The 16,789-nt window shown below is 65.1% G+C and carries 14 protein-coding genes; 5 read left to right on the top strand and 9 right to left on the bottom strand.

From position 1 onward, the window contains the following. Positions 1 to 52: 52 nt before the first annotated feature. On the bottom strand, positions 53 to 412 hold the full coding sequence (locus tag ACVILI_RS25740; RefSeq protein WP_019859542.1) for a low affinity iron permease family protein: 360 nt from the start codon (positions 410 to 412) through the stop codon (positions 53 to 55). A gap of 142 nt (positions 413 to 554) precedes the next feature. After that, positions 555 to 800, bottom strand: a complete 246-nt coding sequence (locus ACVILI_RS25735; protein WP_038648254.1) for a hypothetical protein — start codon at positions 798 to 800, stop codon at positions 555 to 557. Between the two features lie 270 nt (positions 801 to 1,070). On the opposite strand from ACVILI_RS25735, the gene ACVILI_RS25730 reads away from it, so the two are divergent. Then, on the top strand, positions 1,071 to 1,364 hold the full coding sequence (locus tag ACVILI_RS25730) for a hypothetical protein (protein ID WP_019859540.1): 294 nt from the start codon (positions 1,071 to 1,073) through the stop codon (positions 1,362 to 1,364). Between the two features lie 201 nt (positions 1,365 to 1,565). Here the strand turns inward: ACVILI_RS25730 and katE are convergent, their stop codons facing one another. The 3 genes from katE to ACVILI_RS25715 all read right to left on the bottom strand — a co-directional run bounded on the left by katE (position 1,566) and on the right by ACVILI_RS25715 (position 5,346). Next, positions 1,566 to 3,674 carry a catalase gene (gene katE, locus ACVILI_RS25725; RefSeq protein ID WP_064985798.1) on the bottom strand — a complete coding sequence of 703 codons (2,109 nt, stop codon included), beginning with the start codon at positions 3,672 to 3,674 and terminating at the stop codon, positions 1,566 to 1,568. 150 nt (positions 3,675 to 3,824) lie between these two features. Next, a complete protein-coding gene (locus tag ACVILI_RS25720; RefSeq protein ID WP_457102646.1) occupies positions 3,825 to 4,040 on the bottom strand; it encodes a CsbD family protein in 216 nt (71 codons plus the stop codon). Positions 4,041 to 4,314: 274 nt separating this feature from the next. Next, positions 4,315 to 5,346 (bottom strand): hydroxyacid dehydrogenase, encoded by a 1,032-nt coding sequence (locus ACVILI_RS25715; protein ID WP_038653042.1) that lies wholly within the window; start codon positions 5,344 to 5,346, stop codon positions 4,315 to 4,317. A 201-nt stretch (positions 5,347 to 5,547) separates the two neighbouring features. On the opposite strand from ACVILI_RS25715, the gene ACVILI_RS25710 reads away from it, so the two are divergent. Both ACVILI_RS25710 and ACVILI_RS25705 read left to right on the top strand, forming a co-directional pair. Further along, complete coding sequence (locus ACVILI_RS25710) at positions 5,548 to 6,603, top strand: LacI family DNA-binding transcriptional regulator (RefSeq protein WP_240564469.1); 1,056 nt, start codon at positions 5,548 to 5,550, stop codon at positions 6,601 to 6,603. A gap of 48 nt (positions 6,604 to 6,651) precedes the next feature. Continuing rightward, positions 6,652 to 7,506: a sugar phosphate isomerase/epimerase family protein gene (locus ACVILI_RS25705; protein ID WP_038648245.1), complete on the top strand. Its 855-nt coding sequence runs from the start codon at positions 6,652 to 6,654 to the stop codon at positions 7,504 to 7,506. 176 nt (positions 7,507 to 7,682) lie between these two features. On the opposite strand, the gene ACVILI_RS25700 is transcribed toward ACVILI_RS25705, so the two are convergent. Next, positions 7,683 to 8,867 carry an FAD-dependent oxidoreductase gene (locus tag ACVILI_RS25700; RefSeq protein WP_027047100.1) on the bottom strand — a complete coding sequence of 395 codons (1,185 nt, stop codon included), beginning with the start codon at positions 8,865 to 8,867 and terminating at the stop codon, positions 7,683 to 7,685. 113 nt (positions 8,868 to 8,980) lie between these two features. Beyond that, entirely contained in the window at positions 8,981 to 10,504 is a 1,524-nt protein-coding gene (locus ACVILI_RS25695) for a glucosamine inositolphosphorylceramide transferase family protein (RefSeq protein WP_064985791.1), read from the bottom strand. 328 nt (positions 10,505 to 10,832) lie between these two features. Between ACVILI_RS25695 and ACVILI_RS25690 the strand changes: the two genes are divergently transcribed. Together ACVILI_RS25690 and ACVILI_RS25685 are read left to right on the top strand one after the other, a co-directional pair. Then, complete coding sequence (locus tag ACVILI_RS25690; protein WP_051726843.1) at positions 10,833 to 12,920, top strand: GumC family protein; 2,088 nt, start codon at positions 10,833 to 10,835, stop codon at positions 12,918 to 12,920. Between the two features lies 1 nt (position 12,921). Then, positions 12,922 to 14,256 (top strand): VpsF family polysaccharide biosynthesis protein, encoded by a 1,335-nt coding sequence (locus tag ACVILI_RS25685; protein ID WP_038648237.1) that lies wholly within the window; start codon positions 12,922 to 12,924, stop codon positions 14,254 to 14,256. Positions 14,257 to 14,298: 42 nt separating this feature from the next. Here ACVILI_RS25685 and ACVILI_RS25680 read toward each other — a convergent pair whose 3' ends face one another. Next, entirely contained in the window at positions 14,299 to 15,561 is a 1,263-nt protein-coding gene (locus ACVILI_RS25680; protein ID WP_038648234.1) for a glycoside hydrolase family 5 protein, read from the bottom strand. Then, the gene (locus ACVILI_RS25675; protein ID WP_240564470.1) at positions 15,558 to 16,727 is read right to left on the bottom strand and encodes a DUF1972 domain-containing protein; all 1,170 of its coding nucleotides are present in this window, start codon (positions 16,725 to 16,727) and stop codon (positions 15,558 to 15,560) included. The genes ACVILI_RS25680 and ACVILI_RS25675 overlap by 4 nt, the downstream gene beginning before the upstream one ends. Between the last annotated feature and the right edge of the window lie 62 nt (positions 16,728 to 16,789).

The following is a 16,789-nucleotide window of genomic DNA, read 5'->3' as shown; positions in this document are numbered from 1 at the left end:
CTCAATGCGCTGGATTCTCGTATAACGGATTCCTCCGCCGCCGATGAAGTGCTTAGCCGGCCTCGGTTTCAGCGCGGCGAACCAGTGTCCGTGCCGCCTCTTCCTCGAGCTTGCCAAGCTTTGCCTTGATCTCCTTCGGGTCGGCATGTTCGAGACCGACCACGTCGTTCCTGGCGTCGTTGAGCGCGACGATGATCTCGTCGAGCTTGGCGTGGATGGCGGCGGTGTCGCGGTAGCCCTGGATCAGGACGACGCCGGTGATGATGATAGCCGCCACGGACAAGGCATAGGTGACGGCGTTTGTCAGGCCGAAGGGCACCAGGGCAGTGCACACCACCATGGCGACGATGATGACGTAGAAACCCGGCGGGCGAGACAGGAAGTCAGCGCTGGCGAAGAGGAATTTGTTCATGCTTCCCACCGACCCTCCAGATGTTCACCAGGGCCAGAGCAGTTCCAGGAAAATTGTGAACGGCTCGCAGTACGGAATTGCATCACACAGGCACGGGCATGCGTTTCAGGAGAACGACCGCATCCAGGCCACACCGCAATCCTCACTCCCTCGAGGGCTTCGTCTTGCGGGCGTCTTGTTCGCCATTCAGAAGACCAAAATCCGCTGAACGCGTGCCGCTGTTGGCATGCAGGAAGCCATCGGCGGCGAGGCCACGGCGCAGCAACTCACGCACGGCGGCCGCTCGGCTTGGCATGCGCTTGTCGAAACGCCATGTGTCGAGGGCCGCGAATTCTTCCTCGTTCAGCATGACCTGCAGGCGTTCAGGACGCTCGAGATTATCAGCCATCGTGGAGATCCTTCTTCCGGCGATGCAGGCGGTGAGCCGAATGAGTAAGTGACTTATGTGCCTCACAATCTGCCAATGGCCTGTTTGGTTCCGAGGTAGCCAAATACATTTGTTGCATCAGTCCCTCAAAGTGCTCCGGTTACATCACTGGCTCAACATACTAACTAATTGATTTTATTAATACTTTTTTCACAATTGGCTTGCTTTAACGAATCGTGGGGCGCATGGTGAAAGTGAGGGAAAACCCAGTCCGCTGGACAGGAGTTTGCCATGCACAACTACCCGATCGAACTGCGCGACGACCTGAATCGCACGCTGATCAAGACCATCTACGATTTTGGAATCGTCAACGTTCCAGTCCTTGCCGCTCGACTGGCCGGCCGCCATTGCGACCTGTCGCTTGCCGACGCCGAACGGCTGGTGCTGGGCTTCGCCCAGCTCTATTCGGCGCCGATCGAGTTCGACCGCTCAGCCCGCGATTGGCGGTCGAGGGAGCCTGTCGGCGCGGACAATAATGGCCTGCTGCTCGATATCGTCGAAAACGGATTCGGCCGCGCCGCCTGACGCTTGGCCGGCGGGTTTCGGCTGGTTTGGTTGTGCGGGCTGATGCAGGATCCCCGCAACGGTCGGCCAGATTCCATCCGTATCCGTCAGCCCTAATATCCGGTGATGCCCCCACTGCCGACGCGGGCGGCAATCTCGCCGCCGACTTCACAATCGCTGGACCTGGCTGCGGCGTGTGCGCAGCCAGGTCCAGTTCCGAGTTCAACCCAGCTTCACCTTCGGCTCACGCGCCCAGAAGCGCAGGTCGCCGAGACTGGCAATGAAGCCCGCGACATCCTTGGCGGAAGCCAGCGCAATGACCGCCTCGTCCTCGACAATGCCGGCCTTGTCCAGCAGCGGGGTCGCCGCCTCGACGAAGCCGATGAACTTACAGTGCGCGAAGGCGTCGGCGACGAAATCGCGGGCGGTCGATTCCTTCAGCAGTTCGGCCATTGCAGGCTTTGCCGGCAGCAGCGCAATGGCGTCGTAGAGGACAGACGGCGCGCCGGCGATCATCTGTTGCGCGTCGATCCAACTCCCGTCGCTGGCCTTGGCGCCGCCGACCTTCGGCGCGATGATCTCGAACTTGGCGCCGGCCTTGGTCATCCCCTGCTTCAGCGCATTGAGCAGAGCTGCGTCGGTGCCGTCGGTCACCAGCATGCCGAGCTTGCGGCCCTCGAAGCGGCCGGGGCCGTTCTTGAGGATGCTGAGCTTGTCCGACGCGGCAAGGTCGGTGCGCGTCGGCACCGCCGCATCGGCGGGCTTCGGCATCGCCTTCAGGCCGAGCGCATCCGCCACCTTGCGAGCCAACGCATCATCGATATTGAGAAGGTGGGACACGATGCGCTCGCGGATGACCGGGGTCTGCACCTTGCTCAGTTCGAAGGTCAGCGCCGAGGCGATGTGGCCTTGTTCAACGGGGTGCTGGCTGATGTAGAATTGGCGTGCCTGGCTGTAGTGATCGGCAAAGCTTTCGGAGCGCAAACGGGCCTTCGGTCCGGCTTCGGCTTCGGCAAAGGAACGGAAGCCCTTTTGCGGGGATTCGCGCGGGCCTTCATTCCATGAATTGGGCTGGTAGTTGGCCCGGCCGACCGGGTTGCGCATCGCCATATGTCCGTCCTGCTGAAAAGTGTGGAAGGGGCATTTCGGCGCGTTGATCGGGATGTGGGTGAAGTTGGTGCTACCCAGCCGTTTGATCTGCGTATCGAGATAGGAAAAATTGCGGCCCTGCAGCAGCGGGTCGTTGGAGAAGTCGACGCCGGGCGGCACGTTTTGCGTCATGAACGCCACCTGCTCGGTCTCGGCGAAGAAATTGTCGGGCATGCGATCGAGCACCAGGCGGCCGACCGCGATCGGCGGCAGCACCTCCTCGGGAATGATTTTGGTCGGATCGAGGATGTCGAAGTCGAAACTATCGGCGAAGGCCTGGTCGAAAAGCTGCAACTGCAGTTCCCATTCCGGGAAATTCCCGGCGTGGATCGCGTCCCAGAGGTCGCGGCGATGGAAGTCGGGGTCCGCGCCGTTGATCTTGACCGCCTCGTTCCAGGCGACCGACTGGAGGCCGAGCTTCGGCTTCCAGAGGAATTTGACGAAGGTCGATTCATCCTTGGCGTTGAGCAGCCGGAACGTGTGGACGCCGAACCCTTCCATGAAGCGCAACGAGCGCGGGATGGCCCGGTCCGACATTGCCCACATGATCATGTGCATGCTTTCCGGCGTGAGCGAGATGAAATCCCAGAAATTGTCGTGCGCGGTCTGTGCCTGTGGGAAATCGCTGTTGGGCTCGGCCTTCGCGGCATGGATCAGGTCGGGAAACTTGATCGCATCCTGAATGAAGAATACCGGCATGTTGTTGCCGACAATGTCCCAATTGCCTTCCTGCGTGTAGAGTTTTACGGCGAAGCCGCGCACGTCGCGGGCAAGATCGGCGGAGCCCTTGTTGCCGGCAACGGTGGAGAAGCGCACGAAGGCCGGTGTCTTTTCGCCGGCGCGCTGGAAGATGTCGGCGCGGGTGTATTTAGCCAGCGATTCGTACGTCTCGAAATAGCCGTGGGCGCCATAGCCGCGCGCATGGACGACGCGTTCGGGAATGCGCTCGTGATCGAAATGGAAGATCTTTTCGCGGAAGTGGAAATCCTCAAGCACGGTTGGCCCACGGGCACCGATCCTCAGCGAGTTCTGGTCGTCGGAGACAGGGCCGCCCTGTGCGGTCGTCAGCACCTCTGCCGAACCGGAAGCGGTCTGGTGCAGTTCGCCGCCTTCGCCGCGCTGCAGTTTCTGATCGTGGATGGTCGCGGCCGTCCCGGCCGCTTTGGATGCTTGCTTCGCCATGACTGAAAATCCCTGGGGTCAACGCGCGGGCTGCGCTGGTTCCTCAATCTCTGGAATGGCAATGCGTTCCCGGCTGATTTCAAATCCGCAAAGAAGAAAGCCGCCGGTTCGAACGGCGGCCTCCAATTGTCTCTAGAAAGCGAAGAACCCTCAGAGGTTCTTGTTGATTGCGGCCGCGGTCTTGTTGGTCGCGTCCTTGACGGCCGACTTGGCGTCACCGACGGCTTTCTGGACCTTGCCCTTGGCCTCCTGTGCGGCGCCTTCGGCGCGCAGGCGGTCATTGCCGACGGCCTTGCCGACGCCTTCCTTGGCCTTGCCTACGACCTGATTGGCGAGACCAGAGGCCTTGTCACTTGTGCTTCCCATGGAATGTTCCTTTTTGCGAATTGTCTGCCTGACCGGCGGGGACCAACGTCGCTTTGTCAGGAAGGTTCCTCATGCCATGAAGAGCGCGGCAAAACGAAAAGGCCCGCCACCGACGCGAATCGTGACGGGCCTTCTGGAGTCGGTCGGGCGTCCCACCGCCCGGCCTTTTACAGAACCTGTCAGCGGGGTGATCGTTCCATCACGACGTGAAGCCCGCCGGCTTCCGGGCTTTCGCAAGATCTCGCAGGACGATGGAAATGCGGTGCCTCGCCCGTCAGTTCCGATCCACCGGCTTCGATCGCATGCGCGAGACCGTCTCGCGCTCGGCGCGCTTGGAGCGCAGCGGCGGCAGGCCGCGATCGATCAGGTCCATGTCCTCCAGCACCATGTCGCCCATGCGCTTGAAAGCGATGTCGAGCGCGCCGGCGCGGTGGGCCGAGCGCAGGAAGCCGGGCAGGGTGCGAACCGGATGATCCAGTGCCGGCGGCTCTTCCGGGAAGACATCGCTGGCGGCGACGATGTGGCCGCTCTTCACCGCCGCCATCAGTGCGGGGAAATCGACGACGCCGGCGCGGCTGAGCAGGATGAAGGCGGCGCCCCTGCGCATGCTGGCGAAGGCGTCCGCACCGAGAAAACCCTGGTTCTCGGAGGTCACCGAGGCGACGACGAAGACGAAGTCGCTCGAGGTCAACACCTCGTCCAGCGAGGCGGGCTCGACGCCATTGTCGATCAGGATCGATGGCGGCAGCCAGGGATCGAAGACTTTGGTGTTGACGCGGAAACCCGTCAGCAGCCGGTTCAGCGCGCGGCCGAGATCGCCGAAGCCGATGATGCCGACATCGGCGCCCGACAGCAGCCGCGCCGTCTGGTTGCCGTCGCCGCCCCACAGCTCTTCGCCCTTGCGGAAGGCGAGGTCGGCATCGACGATGTCGCGGGCAAGGTTGAGGGCCATGGCAAGGCCAAGCTCGGCCACCGGCTCGGCGAAGACCAGACCGGTGGTGACGACATGGATGCCGCGCGCGAACAGCGTCTCGTAAGGCATGTTGTTGAGGAGGTTGGACTCGACATTGAAGACGCAGCGCAGCGCCGTCATCCGACCCAGCGTCTCCGACGAGATCGGCGGCTGGCCGACAATATAGCGGGCCTGCGCCAGCACATCGGCGGGCAGTTGGGCGACACCGTCGGCCGTGGTCTCGACGATGCGGTATTTCGCCCGGAAGCGCGCCAGTTGCGGCGGCGTGAAGATCAGTTCCAGCGAGCGCGGTTCCGGCGCGCTGATCACCAGCGGCAAATCCTTGTTTGGCACGATGATTCCTCCCGACGCGGTCGACGCCGCGCATTTTTGCTTTGCCCATGTCGTTGCCCCAAAACCGTTTGCATCTTTGGGCGACATGTGGCTCCGCAGCTAAAATACCGCCGATGAAACGATTTACAACTGCGAAAAATCGATTTACTCGTTTCTCATGCGGACAGAAATGCCTCTGTCCGCGCCTCGGGAGGAGGAGCAATGGCGCACAGGCAAGACCAGCAGCGGCGTGCGTCGATCCACGACGTGGCCAGCCGTGCCGGCGTGTCGGCGGCCACCGTCTCAAAGGTCATGGCCGGCGTCGCCACGGTGAAGCCCGAGAATGCGCAGCGCGTCTTTGACGCCATCGAACAGCTCGGTTATCGCGTCGATCCGCTGGCTTCCGACATGCGCCGGGCCAAGCGCCGCATCATCGGCGCCATCATGCCGGAATTCGAAAGCGAGTTCTTCGGCCAGATGGTCACCCAGCTCGAAAGCCTGGCCGAGCAGCGCGGCTATACGCTGGTGGCGGCGTCGAGCCGCGAATCCGAAGCGCGCGAAACGGAAATCCTCGCCCGCATGCATGACTGGCGGGTCGCCGGCGTGGTGCTGGCGCCGGTGCGCAACGAGCATGGCCCGGCGGCCGCCTTCATGAAGGCCAACGGCATGACCGGCGTGCTGATCGACCGCGTGCTGTCCGACGACGCCTTCGACACGGTGTCGGCCGACAGTGGGGCGGCCAGCGCCGTTGTGGCGCGTGAACTGATCGGCAAGGGTCATCGTCACATCCTGGTCGTCGGCCTTGGCGAGCAGGCGGCGACGGTGCGCACCCGTCTCGATGGGTTTCGCACCACCGCGCTGAACCTGGCGCCGGATGTGCGCATCGATGTCGTGCTTGCCGAAAGCGATGTCGAACCGCTCAGGGCACAGCTGCGTGATTACTTTGCAGAAGGCGAGCGCCCGACGGCGGTCTATTCGCTGTTCCTCAAGGGCACGCTGGTGGCGCTGTCGGAGTTCCGGCGGCGCGGCTGGCACTGCCCCAACGACATTTCGCTGGTTGGCTTCGACGACGCCGAATGGATGCAGGTGACATGGCCGGCCATCGCCGCCGTGGTGCAGCCGGTGCGCCAGATCGCCGGCCACGCCATGGAGGCGCTGTTTGCCAGGATTGAAGGCGAGGAGGGGCCGCCAACGGCACGTCTCGAACCTTGCCGGGTTTTGATGCGGGAATCCGTTGGCTCGCCAGGCAACGGCCCGCATTCCGCAAACCCGCAATAGAAGCTTCGGCGACAACAGCATCGCGACCGCGCGATCACAGAGGCTGGGATGAACACTTTTGGACTGCACACTTTCGCCATCGCCCCGGTCTGGGACCTCGACCTGATCGAGCCGCAGATGGAGCGGCTGAAGGGGTTGGGCATCGGCCTGCTCGAAATCCCGCTGCTGCGACCGGAAGAGATCGACACCAGGCGCACGCGCGCTTTTGCAGAACGCTGGAATGTCGAGCTTATTCCGTCGCTTGGCCTGCCGGCTTCACTTGACGTAGCGGCACGGCCGGACGAGGCTTTGGCCTTTCTCGAGCCGGCCTTCGGCGTCTGCGAGGCTGTCGGCAGCAGCGCCCTGGGCGGCGTCACCTATGGCACGATCGGCAAGACGTCGGGACGCGCGCCAACCGAAGACGAGATCGACGGCATGTGCCGCTTCCTGGTGCGCGCGGCCAAGGCCGCCAAGGCGCATGGGCTGAAGCTCGGCATCGAGCCCTGCAACCGCTACGAGACGCATCTGATCAACCGCGGCATCGATGCGACGCGGATCATCGAACGCGTTGGCGCCGACAACATCTTCATCCATCTCGACACCTATCACATGCATATCGAGGAGGAGAGTTTCGAGGCCGGCTTCAAGGCGGCGGCGCCCTATCTCGGCTATGTCCACGTCTCGGAAGCCAATCGCGGCGTGCCAGGACGCGGCATGCTCGACTGGGCGGCCTGCATGAAGGCCATCGCTGACATCGGCTACACCGGCGCCATCACGCTCGAAAGCATGAACCATGTCGACGCCGACATCGCCGGCGGGCTCGCCGTCTGGCGCCCGGTGGCGGAGAACCCGGACGACGTTATCGGTGTCGGCCTGCCGTTCCTGCGTGAGGCGGCGAGGAAGGCGGGGCTGCAATTGGCGTGAGGGTTTCCTCGGATTATGCGGCTCGCCGCGCTGGCGGCGGATGTAAGCAATAACATCAAAGCGTTAGCGCGTTGCTCTCAGCCCACAATCCTGGGCCTGGCGCGCTTCCCGTCTCCGCGGGAAGGGAGAAGGGAACGCGCCTCGGCCTTGGATGGCGGGAGAAAGTGGGAGGACCCTCACGCCATTCCGGGCTCCCGGCGCGGTCCCAAATGGCGCATCTTGCGGCCGATGATCATCAGCTGACGCGCCGTGTTGTTGCGCAGGCGCCGCACGCGCCATTCCAGTCCGGTTTCGGTGGTGATCTGCTTGGCGTAGAAGCTCACCCGCATGCCTGCCTTATCGGAGGCCACCTTGACCGGGTCGTCATAGAAAGCGCCGATCTTGTCAGCCGCCATGCCTGGTGTTTCCAGCCAGCGCGGAATGTGAACGGAATGGAGCTGATCGACATCGACCATGACCCGCCCGATGCCGACGCCCGGCGTTGGGCATGTCGTGTTGAATGCGTCGCCGATGAAGACGACGCCGTCGCGGCGATGGCCTTGTGTCGTGGTCAGATTGACCTGCCTGACCTCGACCGGGCTCGCCACCTCGAAGTTGCCGCACTGCGCCGCGATCTCGGGCATCAGTTCGCGAAGCATCTTCTGCGGATCGGCGCGGAAGTCCCGCGTCCATTGTTCGGCGACGGTGCGATAGACGAACATGTTCGCGCGCATCTTGTCACCGATGGGAAAGACGGTGAGATAGGCGACACGGTCTGAGGCTCGCTTGCCGTAGCAGGTGACGGCCCCAAAGGCGCAGTCACGCCGCGCAAGAGCGAGGTCGAATCCCATCGACAGCGAATGCGCCTTCGACAATTCGACGCGCTCGACGCCGATGGCGCGCCGCACCAATTCGCTGTAGCCGGTGGCCACCACCAGCAGGCGGGCATCGATGACGGCGCCGTCGGCCAGCACAAGCCGCTGCCGGTCAGGTCCGGTCGAGACTTCGGCCACCTTGCCGATCGTGATCGGCACTTGCGGCGGCAAGGCATCGCGCAGGCCGTTGATCAGCGCACCATAGGAAAATGCGTACTCCCACTTCTTTTCACGGGCGAAGAATTGACCGAGGCGGAAGACATCAACGTCTGTAAACGGGGTGACGAGCGGCATGACCATCTTGTCGAGGCCGAGCTTCTGGAACAGCTGCATTTGATCCGCACCGATCTTCTCGGCCCGGAATTCGTCGTGATGAACGCGGTGCGGATCGATCAGCGCCACCTTGCGGCCGGCGTTTCCCAACAGCGTTGCCAGGGTGGTGCCGGCCATTCCGGCGCCGACGATCGCTACGTCGACTTCGGTCGGGCCAGCCGCGGCGGTGGTCATGTCTTTGCCTTTCTGCTGGTCATCTTGCGCCTGCCACAATCTGCAGTGGAAATATCTTCCGGCCCCATATCAACCTCAAGCAACCAGCGCGGGTGGCTGGTAGTAACGATTGTTTACGTTAACGACGAACGCTTCTGTTTCCAGCGCGGCGCGATCGCCGAGCCATCGATGAATTCCAGGCCGCCCGCCTCGTTGAGCGTGTGCAGCTTGCGCCCATTCCATAGCGCCCCAGGAGTTAAGATGGTCTCGACGACTTGCTCCATGCCGTTCAAATCAAGGTGAGCGACGCGTGCGATGCCAAGGGCGGCGCCATAACTCCTGCGGCAATCCTGCACCGGGCGCAGCAATTGGCCGTTGCGCTCAACCATGCGGCCGGCCGGTCGCGCCGAGGCGATGTCGACCAGCACGGGGTTCTTGGGATGCGGTGTCCAGGGGCCGCGGAAGTCGGGCGCCGACCAAAGATGCAGCGCATCGGAGAAGGCGCCGCCGCCGTCCCTGACAGTGGCGAACAGCCACCAGCGCCCGCCATGCTCGACCAGAGTGGCGTCGCTGGCGACGATGTCGGACAAGAGCGTGGCTTCCTTGACCCATCCGCCGGGGAAGGCGGTGGCGCGATAGAGATCGACTGTGCGGTTGGCGCAGCTTTCCGGCACCATCCAGACCTCGCCGTCGCGCTCGAAGACGAAGGGGTAGGAGAGGTGGTAGGGCAAGTCGAGAACAGGCTCGGGACGGCCGATCGGTCCCGCCGGGCCGAACGGCACGGCGGAGATGATGGCCCGGCCCAGCCGGTGGATATAATCCTCGACGAACAGGGTCACTTGTCCCCGGTACAGGATCGGGAACGGATCGGCGTAGAAGCGGCTGCCGTCGTCGGGCAGCACCTGCCAGCCGGCTGCCGGATGGACGCGCAGGTCGAACAGATCCTGCCCCTTGGTCTCGCGCCAGCCGACCTTCCAGTGCGGGGCATTGTAGCAGAGATGGTAGATCTTCTGGACGATGCGCCGCGCCAGCGCCTTGCCTGCCCTGATGCCGAGTTTGGTGGGCGAGGGTATCTGCGGCGGGGCACCGGCTTGCGCCGGTTCGGGCAGCACCGGCAGGGCGGCCCGCGCCGCGCCATTCACTGCCGAGGGGGGCATTGCCGCGAGGATCAGGCTTGCGGTGCGCGCGAGCATGTCCTGGAAGGAGGCCAGCGCGATGCCGCCATATTCGGTGCCCAGGCGCCCTTCGGCAACGGTGGCGCCGCTCTCCTCGACGCGGGCAATCGGGGTGCGGCCGTCCAGGATCAGCGCCAGCAAGGCTGCTTCGCCGGCGGCGCCGTCATAGGTGACGCGCCAGACCCGCGTTCCTTCCAGCCTCACATCGCCGCAGAGGTCGATCACCAGATCGGGAGAGGCGGGCGGCTGCGTCCGATAAGGCGCCAGCGCCGACAGCGGCAGGCGCTTGGCCAGTCCGTCCGCCGGCAAGCCATGGATGGCTGTCTCAAGCTGGAAAAGCGCGGCAGCGCTGCCCGGAATGCCGCCCCCGGCCGGCCTGGCATCGACCGACATCTCGACCTGCGCCAGTGCCGCCAGGCGCTGCAGCAGCAGCAGGTGAAAAGCACGGACGCATTCGCTGTCCAGGCGCAGGCTCACTTGCATGTCGCACCCCTAGCATCTTGATCGGTGTCTGGCCGGTGTTCGAAAATGGGGCAGGAGAGATGGCCGCACGGATGGTCTGGACTGATCTGCTGCCCCATTTCCATCCGTCTCCTGTTCACCAGCGCCGTGTCGACATGCACGTGCCTTTATCAGGCAAACTCCGTGCCAAAAATCAGAAGAGCTCTCAACATAATTAACAGTGTTTTAACAGTTGGAGGAATAGCTAGGTCGAAGCTGCAATTTACACTTGCAGGCACACGGAGTGTTGTCGGAGCGACCTTTGCAATCATCCCTGCTCTCGTTGCCGCAACAACCCGCTCCGGAGGCGATGCAATATGCCGCCCCGGAGCCAGTGCCGACGGCGTCCTATGCATCCTCGACCGTCGAGCTGGGTGACCTGAAGCGCATATTGGTGCGCCGCCGTTTCCTGATCTTGTTGACCGCCGCGCTGCTGACCCTCGGGGCGCTGGCCTATGGCTTGCTGACGCCGGCGCTCTACAGCTCGGTGGCGGAAATCCTCATCGATCCGCAAGACCTGCAAGTGGTCACCAACGACGTCAATCCGAGCCGCGTTCCGCCCGATGGCGGCATCACCATGGTGGAAAGCCAGGTCAGCGTCGTCCAGTCGACGGGTGTCCTGCTCAAGGCCATCGAGGCGACCAAGCTGACCGAGGATCCGGAATTCAACGGGCAGGGCGGGTTGGTGAGGCGTCTGCTCGGTGGCTTGCTCGGCTCGGGGTCGGCCGAAACCGACAGGACGGGCAAGACGCTCGATGCGCTGCGCCGCCGGCTGGCGGTTAAGCGGGCAGACAAGGTGCTGGTGCTCGACGTGATCGTCACCGCCAAGAGCGCCGACAAAGCGGCGAAGCTCGCCAACGCCATCGCCCAGGCCTATCTGGCCGATCAGGCGAGCGCGCGCGCCAAGATGGCCACGGACGCTTCCGATTCCATCACCGCGCGGCTGGAGGAGCAGCGCAAGCGCGTGCAGCAGGCCGAGAACGCCGTCGAGGCCTACAAATCCGCCCACAACATGGTGATGGCGGCGGGCAATCTGGTCAGCGACCAGGAACTGACCGAGATCAACACGCAGCTTTCGGCGGCGCAGAGCCGCACCGCGGCGCTGAAGGCGCAGGTCGACCAGCTGCGCCGCTCCGGCGGCGCGCCGGACGCCACCTCGGAAGCGATGCGCTCGTCGGTCATCTCGAGCCTGCGGGCGCAGGAGGCGACGCTTGTCGACCAGGTCTCGCAGCTTGGCACGGAGCTTGGGCCGCGCCACCCCTCGATGATCGCCGCACAGCAGCAGCTGCGCGACACGCGCGCCCTCATCGCGCGCGAACTCGGACGCATCGCCGCCGCCGCCGAAACCGACTACGAGCGGGCGCTGGCAAACCAGCAGGCGCTGGAGGCCAAGGTCGCCGGCATGAAGAGCAAGTCGCTCGACACCGACCAGGCCTCGGTCAAGCTGCGCGAATTGCAGCGCGACCTCGAGGCGGTGCGCTCGGTCTACGCCACCTATCTGCAGCGGGCGCAGGAAACGCGCGAGCAAATCAATGTCGACAGCACCAATGCGCGCATCATCTCCAATGCGATGCCCGCCCTGAACAAGAGCTGGCCGCCTTTGCCGCTGCTGGTTTTCGGCGCCCTCTTCGGCGGGCTGGGACTGGGCACCGCGCTGGCGCTGATCGCGGAATATTCCTCGCCGACCGTGCTTTCCAGCGCGCAGATGCAATCGGCCATCGACGCGCCGGTGTTTGGCGTGCTGCCGGCAAAGGCAGGCAGTGGCCGCCGCTGGTGGCCTTTCAGCGGCGCCGCCGCCGCGGCCGGGCAGAAGACGGATGCGGTCGCGGGCCTGGCGCTGAGACGGCTGTTCGCCTCCAGCCGGCGTCCGCCGAACTGGCCGCTGGTGCCGTCCATCCTGCTGACGTCGCCGCCGGAAGACGCCGCGCATCGGGGCCGGGTGGCGCGCCTGCTCGCCAATGCCGCGGCCGCCAGGGGCAGCCGCGTCCTGTTCATCGACACCAATGCCGTCAGCGGCAAGAAGGAGCCGCAGCCCGGCCTGCTCGACGTGCTGCGCGGCGAATATGCCTTCGAGGCGGTGAGCCAGCACACCGCCGGCAGCAATGTCGCGGTGCTGGGTAGGGGCCGGCAAAAGGCCGTCTTCTCCGAGGCGCAGGGCGTCTACTTCACGCAGCACATGCTGGCCCAGGCCGGCCGCAACTTCGACCTCGTCGTCGTCGACGGCGGCGCGCTGGCAGACAATCTCAATGCCTCGCCGCTGGTCGCCATGGTCGACGAGATCGTGATGGTCGCGACGCTGAACTCGACGCCGATGCGCGACGTCACGGCGGCCTCGCAGGCCATTTCCGTCATGGGGCGGCTGCCGACCGGCGCCTTGCTGGTCGACGAGGCGGCCTGACATGGCCGCGACCGGGACCGACACCCGGACAGCCAACCCGGCGGCCGGCTGGGCCGGTTCCGGTCAAGTCCGCGCCGGCGATTCCGTCGACTGGATCACGCGCTTCGGCCTGGTCGCGACGGTGGCGCTGCTGTTCGCCATCTCCGGCGGCATGCTGTGGCTGGTGGGCTACAATTACGACGGCCTGACCGGCAACCCGGCGACCAAGATCCATCCGTCGACCTATCTGCTCGTATTGGTGTTTGCCTGGCGCGCCTGCACCTTCGGCAACCCGGTCGGCTATATGGTGGCCGTCGCCGACCGGCGGCCGGCCAGCACGCTGATGGCGGTCATCTCGATCGTGCTCTTGGTGGTCGTCGTCGCCAGGCAGCGTCCCGGCATGGCCGGCATGGTCGACACGTTCGTGGCGCCGGCGCTGCTGGTTATGATGCTGGCCGAGGACGACGAGAAGACATTCGCCCGGATGCAGACCGTCGTTCACGCCATCATGACCGTGAACGCGCTGCTCGCTCTGTTCGAGTTCGCCACCAAGACGCTGCTCTTTCCCTATCGCCTCGACGGCGAGGCGTTCATGAGCGACCTGCGCTCGACGGCGCTTCAGGGCCATCCGCTGTCCAACGCCACGGTCACCTCGATCTATGTGCTGGCGCTGCTCTCCGGTTCGAGATCCCTGTCGATGCCGGTGCGGCTCGGACTGATCGGCCTGCAATGCGCGGCCCTCGTCGCCTTTGGCGGCCGCTCCGCGATGGTGCTGACGATCGTGCTCGGCGGCTGCTACCTGCTCATCCAGGGGCTGCGCGGCTTGCGCACGGGGCGCGTCAACCTGCTCGGCGCGGCGCTCGGCCTGATCCTTGCCGCGCTGGTGCCGGTCGTCATCGCGGTCGCGGCGGCATACGGCTTTTTCGATGCGCTGCTCGAGCGCTTCGTGTCGGACTCCGGCAGCGCCAATGCCCGCGTCGAGATGTTCGAACTGTTCAAACATTTCGAACTGCGCGACCTGATCGTGGGGCCTGACATCGACCTCATCGAGAGCCTGCGCCGCATCAGCGGCCTCGAACAAGGCATCGAGAACCCGATCATCCGCATGGTCCTCTACCAGGGCGCCTTCTTCACCTTGCTGCTGTTTGTCGGCTTCGCGCTGTTCATGCACGAAGTCGCGCGCCGCTGCCATGCCGGCATCTGGCTGCTGATGCTGGGCTGGCTGATCCTGCTCAACACCTCCGAAAGCCTGGCGTCGAAGACGACGCTGATGACCAAATTCGTGGTGATCGCGCTGGTGCTGTACCGGCCGACAAGGGCGGTGGTGGGGCAGAGGGTGCAAGCCGGGCGAAGGTAGCGCCGTAGAACGCGACGATTGCCTGTGTGGAACGGTGGGTGCCTATCCCGGCATCACCAACCCAAGCGCCTCGACCATCGCCGGATCCAGCGCGCGCGTGGTGTCGTCCATCATGCCCATGCCGTCGAAGAGGTCCCAGAAGGCCCAGGGGAAGCCGGCCGCCTCGGCGCTCTGGCGGACATCGGAAATGTAGCGGGCGCGGTCGGGGTTGGGGGCGGCGGTGTAACGGGCGTCGGTGCGCAGCGCGCCGAATTCGCCCATGATGACACGCTCCGGGGCAATGCCGTTTCTGTCGGCCCAGTCGCGCGCCTGGCTGAGATATTTGTCGATGAACCAGCGGTCGGGCCGGGCGTCGAAATAGACTTTCAGCACGCGCTCGGTTTCGGCGTAGGCGGCCTGCTTGTCGGCTTCCGAGGTCTCGGTATCCTGCGCCATGCGCGTCCTGACCGAGGCCAGCGTCGCGTCGAGCGACCCGGCGGAGGCCGGCCACGGCACATTGTTCAGCGAGCGGTAGACCGGCTCGCGCATCCAGGGCGCGCCCTGATGGCTGAACAGATAGGGCTCGTAGAAGTGGAAGGTGAACAGGATCGGCTCGAAGGATGGCAGCGGTGCCGGGTCGAGTGCCACGAGCCCGCTGACCATCGAGCCGCAGCCGCCGGTGACGACCAGCGGCAAGGTCCGGGCTGACGCCCTGGCCGCGGTCAGCAGGGATGCCTGGACCTGCGTCCAGACGTTGGAATCGCAGGATTGCGCCGGTTCGTTGACCGGTTCCAGCGCCACCATGCCCGGCGTGAACCGGTCCAGCCTGCCGGCAAGCTCGCCGACCAGCGCCCGGTAGAGGCCGAAGGCCGGAGCCTCGGTGCTGGAGACCATGCGGTCGGGGTTCCAGTAATGCGTGGCGCCATTGGCCTGGACGTTGACGATGATGCCGAGACCGGCGGCGAGCGTGGCGGCGACGGCGGCGTCCAGCATGTCCAGCAGCTTGCCGCGCGTGGCGTCGTCTCCCGCCAGGAACGGACCGGGATCGACGGGCAGGCGGATGAAATCGAGCCCGGCGGCGCGTAGCCGACCGAGGTCGTCCGGGGTCGGCACCGGCCGCTGCGACTGGAAGGGCGGCCAGTCATAGTCGGTGCGCGGTGCGGGAAATTCGCGTGTCAGCGAGAACCAGGGCCAGGCGTTGACGCCACGGCGGAAACGCCATTCACCACTGGCCGCTCGCGCGGACGAAAGCGGCGCCAGCGCGGCAGGCACCAGCGCCGTCGACAGCGCGGTGGTGAGAAGCCGCCGGCGCGACCAGCCCGTCATACCGCGCCGGGCGAGGGGCGGTCGATCGCGGCCGTTCGGGCTGACGTGACGCCGAGAAGCCGGTAGGCCTCATTCTCGTAGGCCAGAAGCACATCCTCCCAGCGGAAGGCTTCGCGGGCGCGCGTCCTCGCGGCCTCGCCGCAGGCCTTGACCAGCGCGTCGTCCTCCATCGCCTGCTGCATCCGCTCGGCGCAGCTTTGCGTATCGGTGAAATAGATGGCGGCGGCTCCGGCGACCCATTTGTTGTAGGGATTGTCGTGCGCGATCACCATGTTGCCGGCGGCCAGCGCCTCGACCAGCGACGGGTTGGTGCCGCCGACCGTGTGGCCATGCATGTACGCGCGCGCATGGTACCGCAGCGCCTTCACCGCCGCCTGGTCGTAGATGGCGCCGGGCAGGACCACCGAGGCGTTCGCTGCCTTGCGGACCGCGACATGATAGGGGATCTGGTCGGACAGCGTGCCGAGCACCACCAGCTTCATGTCGCGCTTGCGGCTGCAGAAGGCTTCGACGATCGGCAGGATGCTGTTGTCGGGCTCGATGCGCGCGATCGAGATCAAGTATTTTCCGGGCTCGAGGCCGAGCGCGCGCACCGGCGCTTCGGGTGCCGATGTCACCGGATCGGCGCCATAGGCGATGGTGGAAATGGCGCTGCGCGGCCGGCGCGTCGCCAGGTGATCGGCAATGACCGGATGATCGGCGACCAGCCGGTGCGAAGCCCAGGCGCCGATCCACTCATTGAGCCAGAACCAGGTGCGCGCCGCGCGCCCCCATTTGGGGCGGCGCCACTCGATACCGTCCATATTGGTGATGACCTTGCGCCGCATCAGCCTGAGCCAGGTCAGGAAGACCGCGCCATTGTAGCCGAGCACCAGGCAGACGCCGGGCCGGCGCGCAGCGTCGAGCACGCATTGCCAGTCGAATTCCAGCGTCGCGCGCGGGCCTTTCGAGGCGACCTGGACGTGGATGAGGTCGATGCCGCGCCAGCTGTCGAGGCGCACCCTCTGGTCGACCCGCTCGACCTCTTCCTGGCAGTAGACGCCGACCTTCCACCCGCGTGCGACCAGAAAAAGCGCCAGTCTCTCGGCGAAGGTCTCGAAGCCGCCATGGGCCGCGGGGATGCCGCGCGTTCCCAGGATCAGGATGGAAGGCTGTTCCGGTTTCATGGCTGCTGGCGCTTTCAAATCCGTCCGACCCGCTGTGGAAGGCTGTCCCGTCTCGGCCTTGC

This window comes from Mesorhizobium sp. USDA 4775, assembly GCF_054062655.1.
The sequence above is the reverse complement of the archived record's forward strand: the minus strand, read 5'-3'. Positions and strand labels throughout refer to the sequence as shown.

What these genes read in the sequence shown, in the direction of transcription:
- ACVILI_RS25740 (WP_019859542.1), bottom strand. Translation starts at nt 412, where the DNA reads ATGAACAAATTCCTCTTCGCCAGCGCTGACTTCCTGTCTCGCCCGCCG.
- ACVILI_RS25735 (WP_038648254.1), bottom strand. Translation starts at nt 800, where the DNA reads ATGGCTGATAATCTCGAGCGTCCTGAACGCCTGCAGGTCATGCTGAAC.
- ACVILI_RS25730 (WP_019859540.1), top strand. Translation starts at nt 1,071, where the DNA reads ATGCACAACTACCCGATCGAACTGCGCGACGACCTGAATCGCACGCTG.
- katE (WP_064985798.1), bottom strand. Translation starts at nt 3,674, where the DNA reads ATGGCGAAGCAAGCATCCAAAGCGGCCGGGACGGCCGCGACCATCCAC.
- ACVILI_RS25720 (WP_457102646.1), bottom strand. Translation starts at nt 4,040, where the DNA reads ATGGGAAGCACAAGTGACAAGGCCTCTGGTCTCGCCAATCAGGTCGTA.
- ACVILI_RS25710 (WP_240564469.1), top strand. Translation starts at nt 5,548, where the DNA reads ATGGCGCACAGGCAAGACCAGCAGCGGCGTGCGTCGATCCACGACGTG.
- ACVILI_RS25705 (WP_038648245.1), top strand. Translation starts at nt 6,652, where the DNA reads ATGAACACTTTTGGACTGCACACTTTCGCCATCGCCCCGGTCTGGGAC.
- ACVILI_RS25700 (WP_027047100.1), bottom strand. Translation starts at nt 8,867, where the DNA reads ATGACCACCGCCGCGGCTGGCCCGACCGAAGTCGACGTAGCGATCGTC.
- ACVILI_RS25695 (WP_064985791.1), bottom strand. Translation starts at nt 10,504, where the DNA reads ATGCAAGTGAGCCTGCGCCTGGACAGCGAATGCGTCCGTGCTTTTCAC.
- ACVILI_RS25690 (WP_051726843.1), top strand. Translation starts at nt 10,833, where the DNA reads ATGCAATATGCCGCCCCGGAGCCAGTGCCGACGGCGTCCTATGCATCC.
- ACVILI_RS25685 (WP_038648237.1), top strand. Translation starts at nt 12,922, where the DNA reads ATGGCCGCGACCGGGACCGACACCCGGACAGCCAACCCGGCGGCCGGC.
- ACVILI_RS25680 (WP_038648234.1), bottom strand. Translation starts at nt 15,561, where the DNA reads ATGACGGGCTGGTCGCGCCGGCGGCTTCTCACCACCGCGCTGTCGACG.
- ACVILI_RS25675 (WP_240564470.1), bottom strand. Translation starts at nt 16,727, where the DNA reads ATGAAACCGGAACAGCCTTCCATCCTGATCCTGGGAACGCGCGGCATC.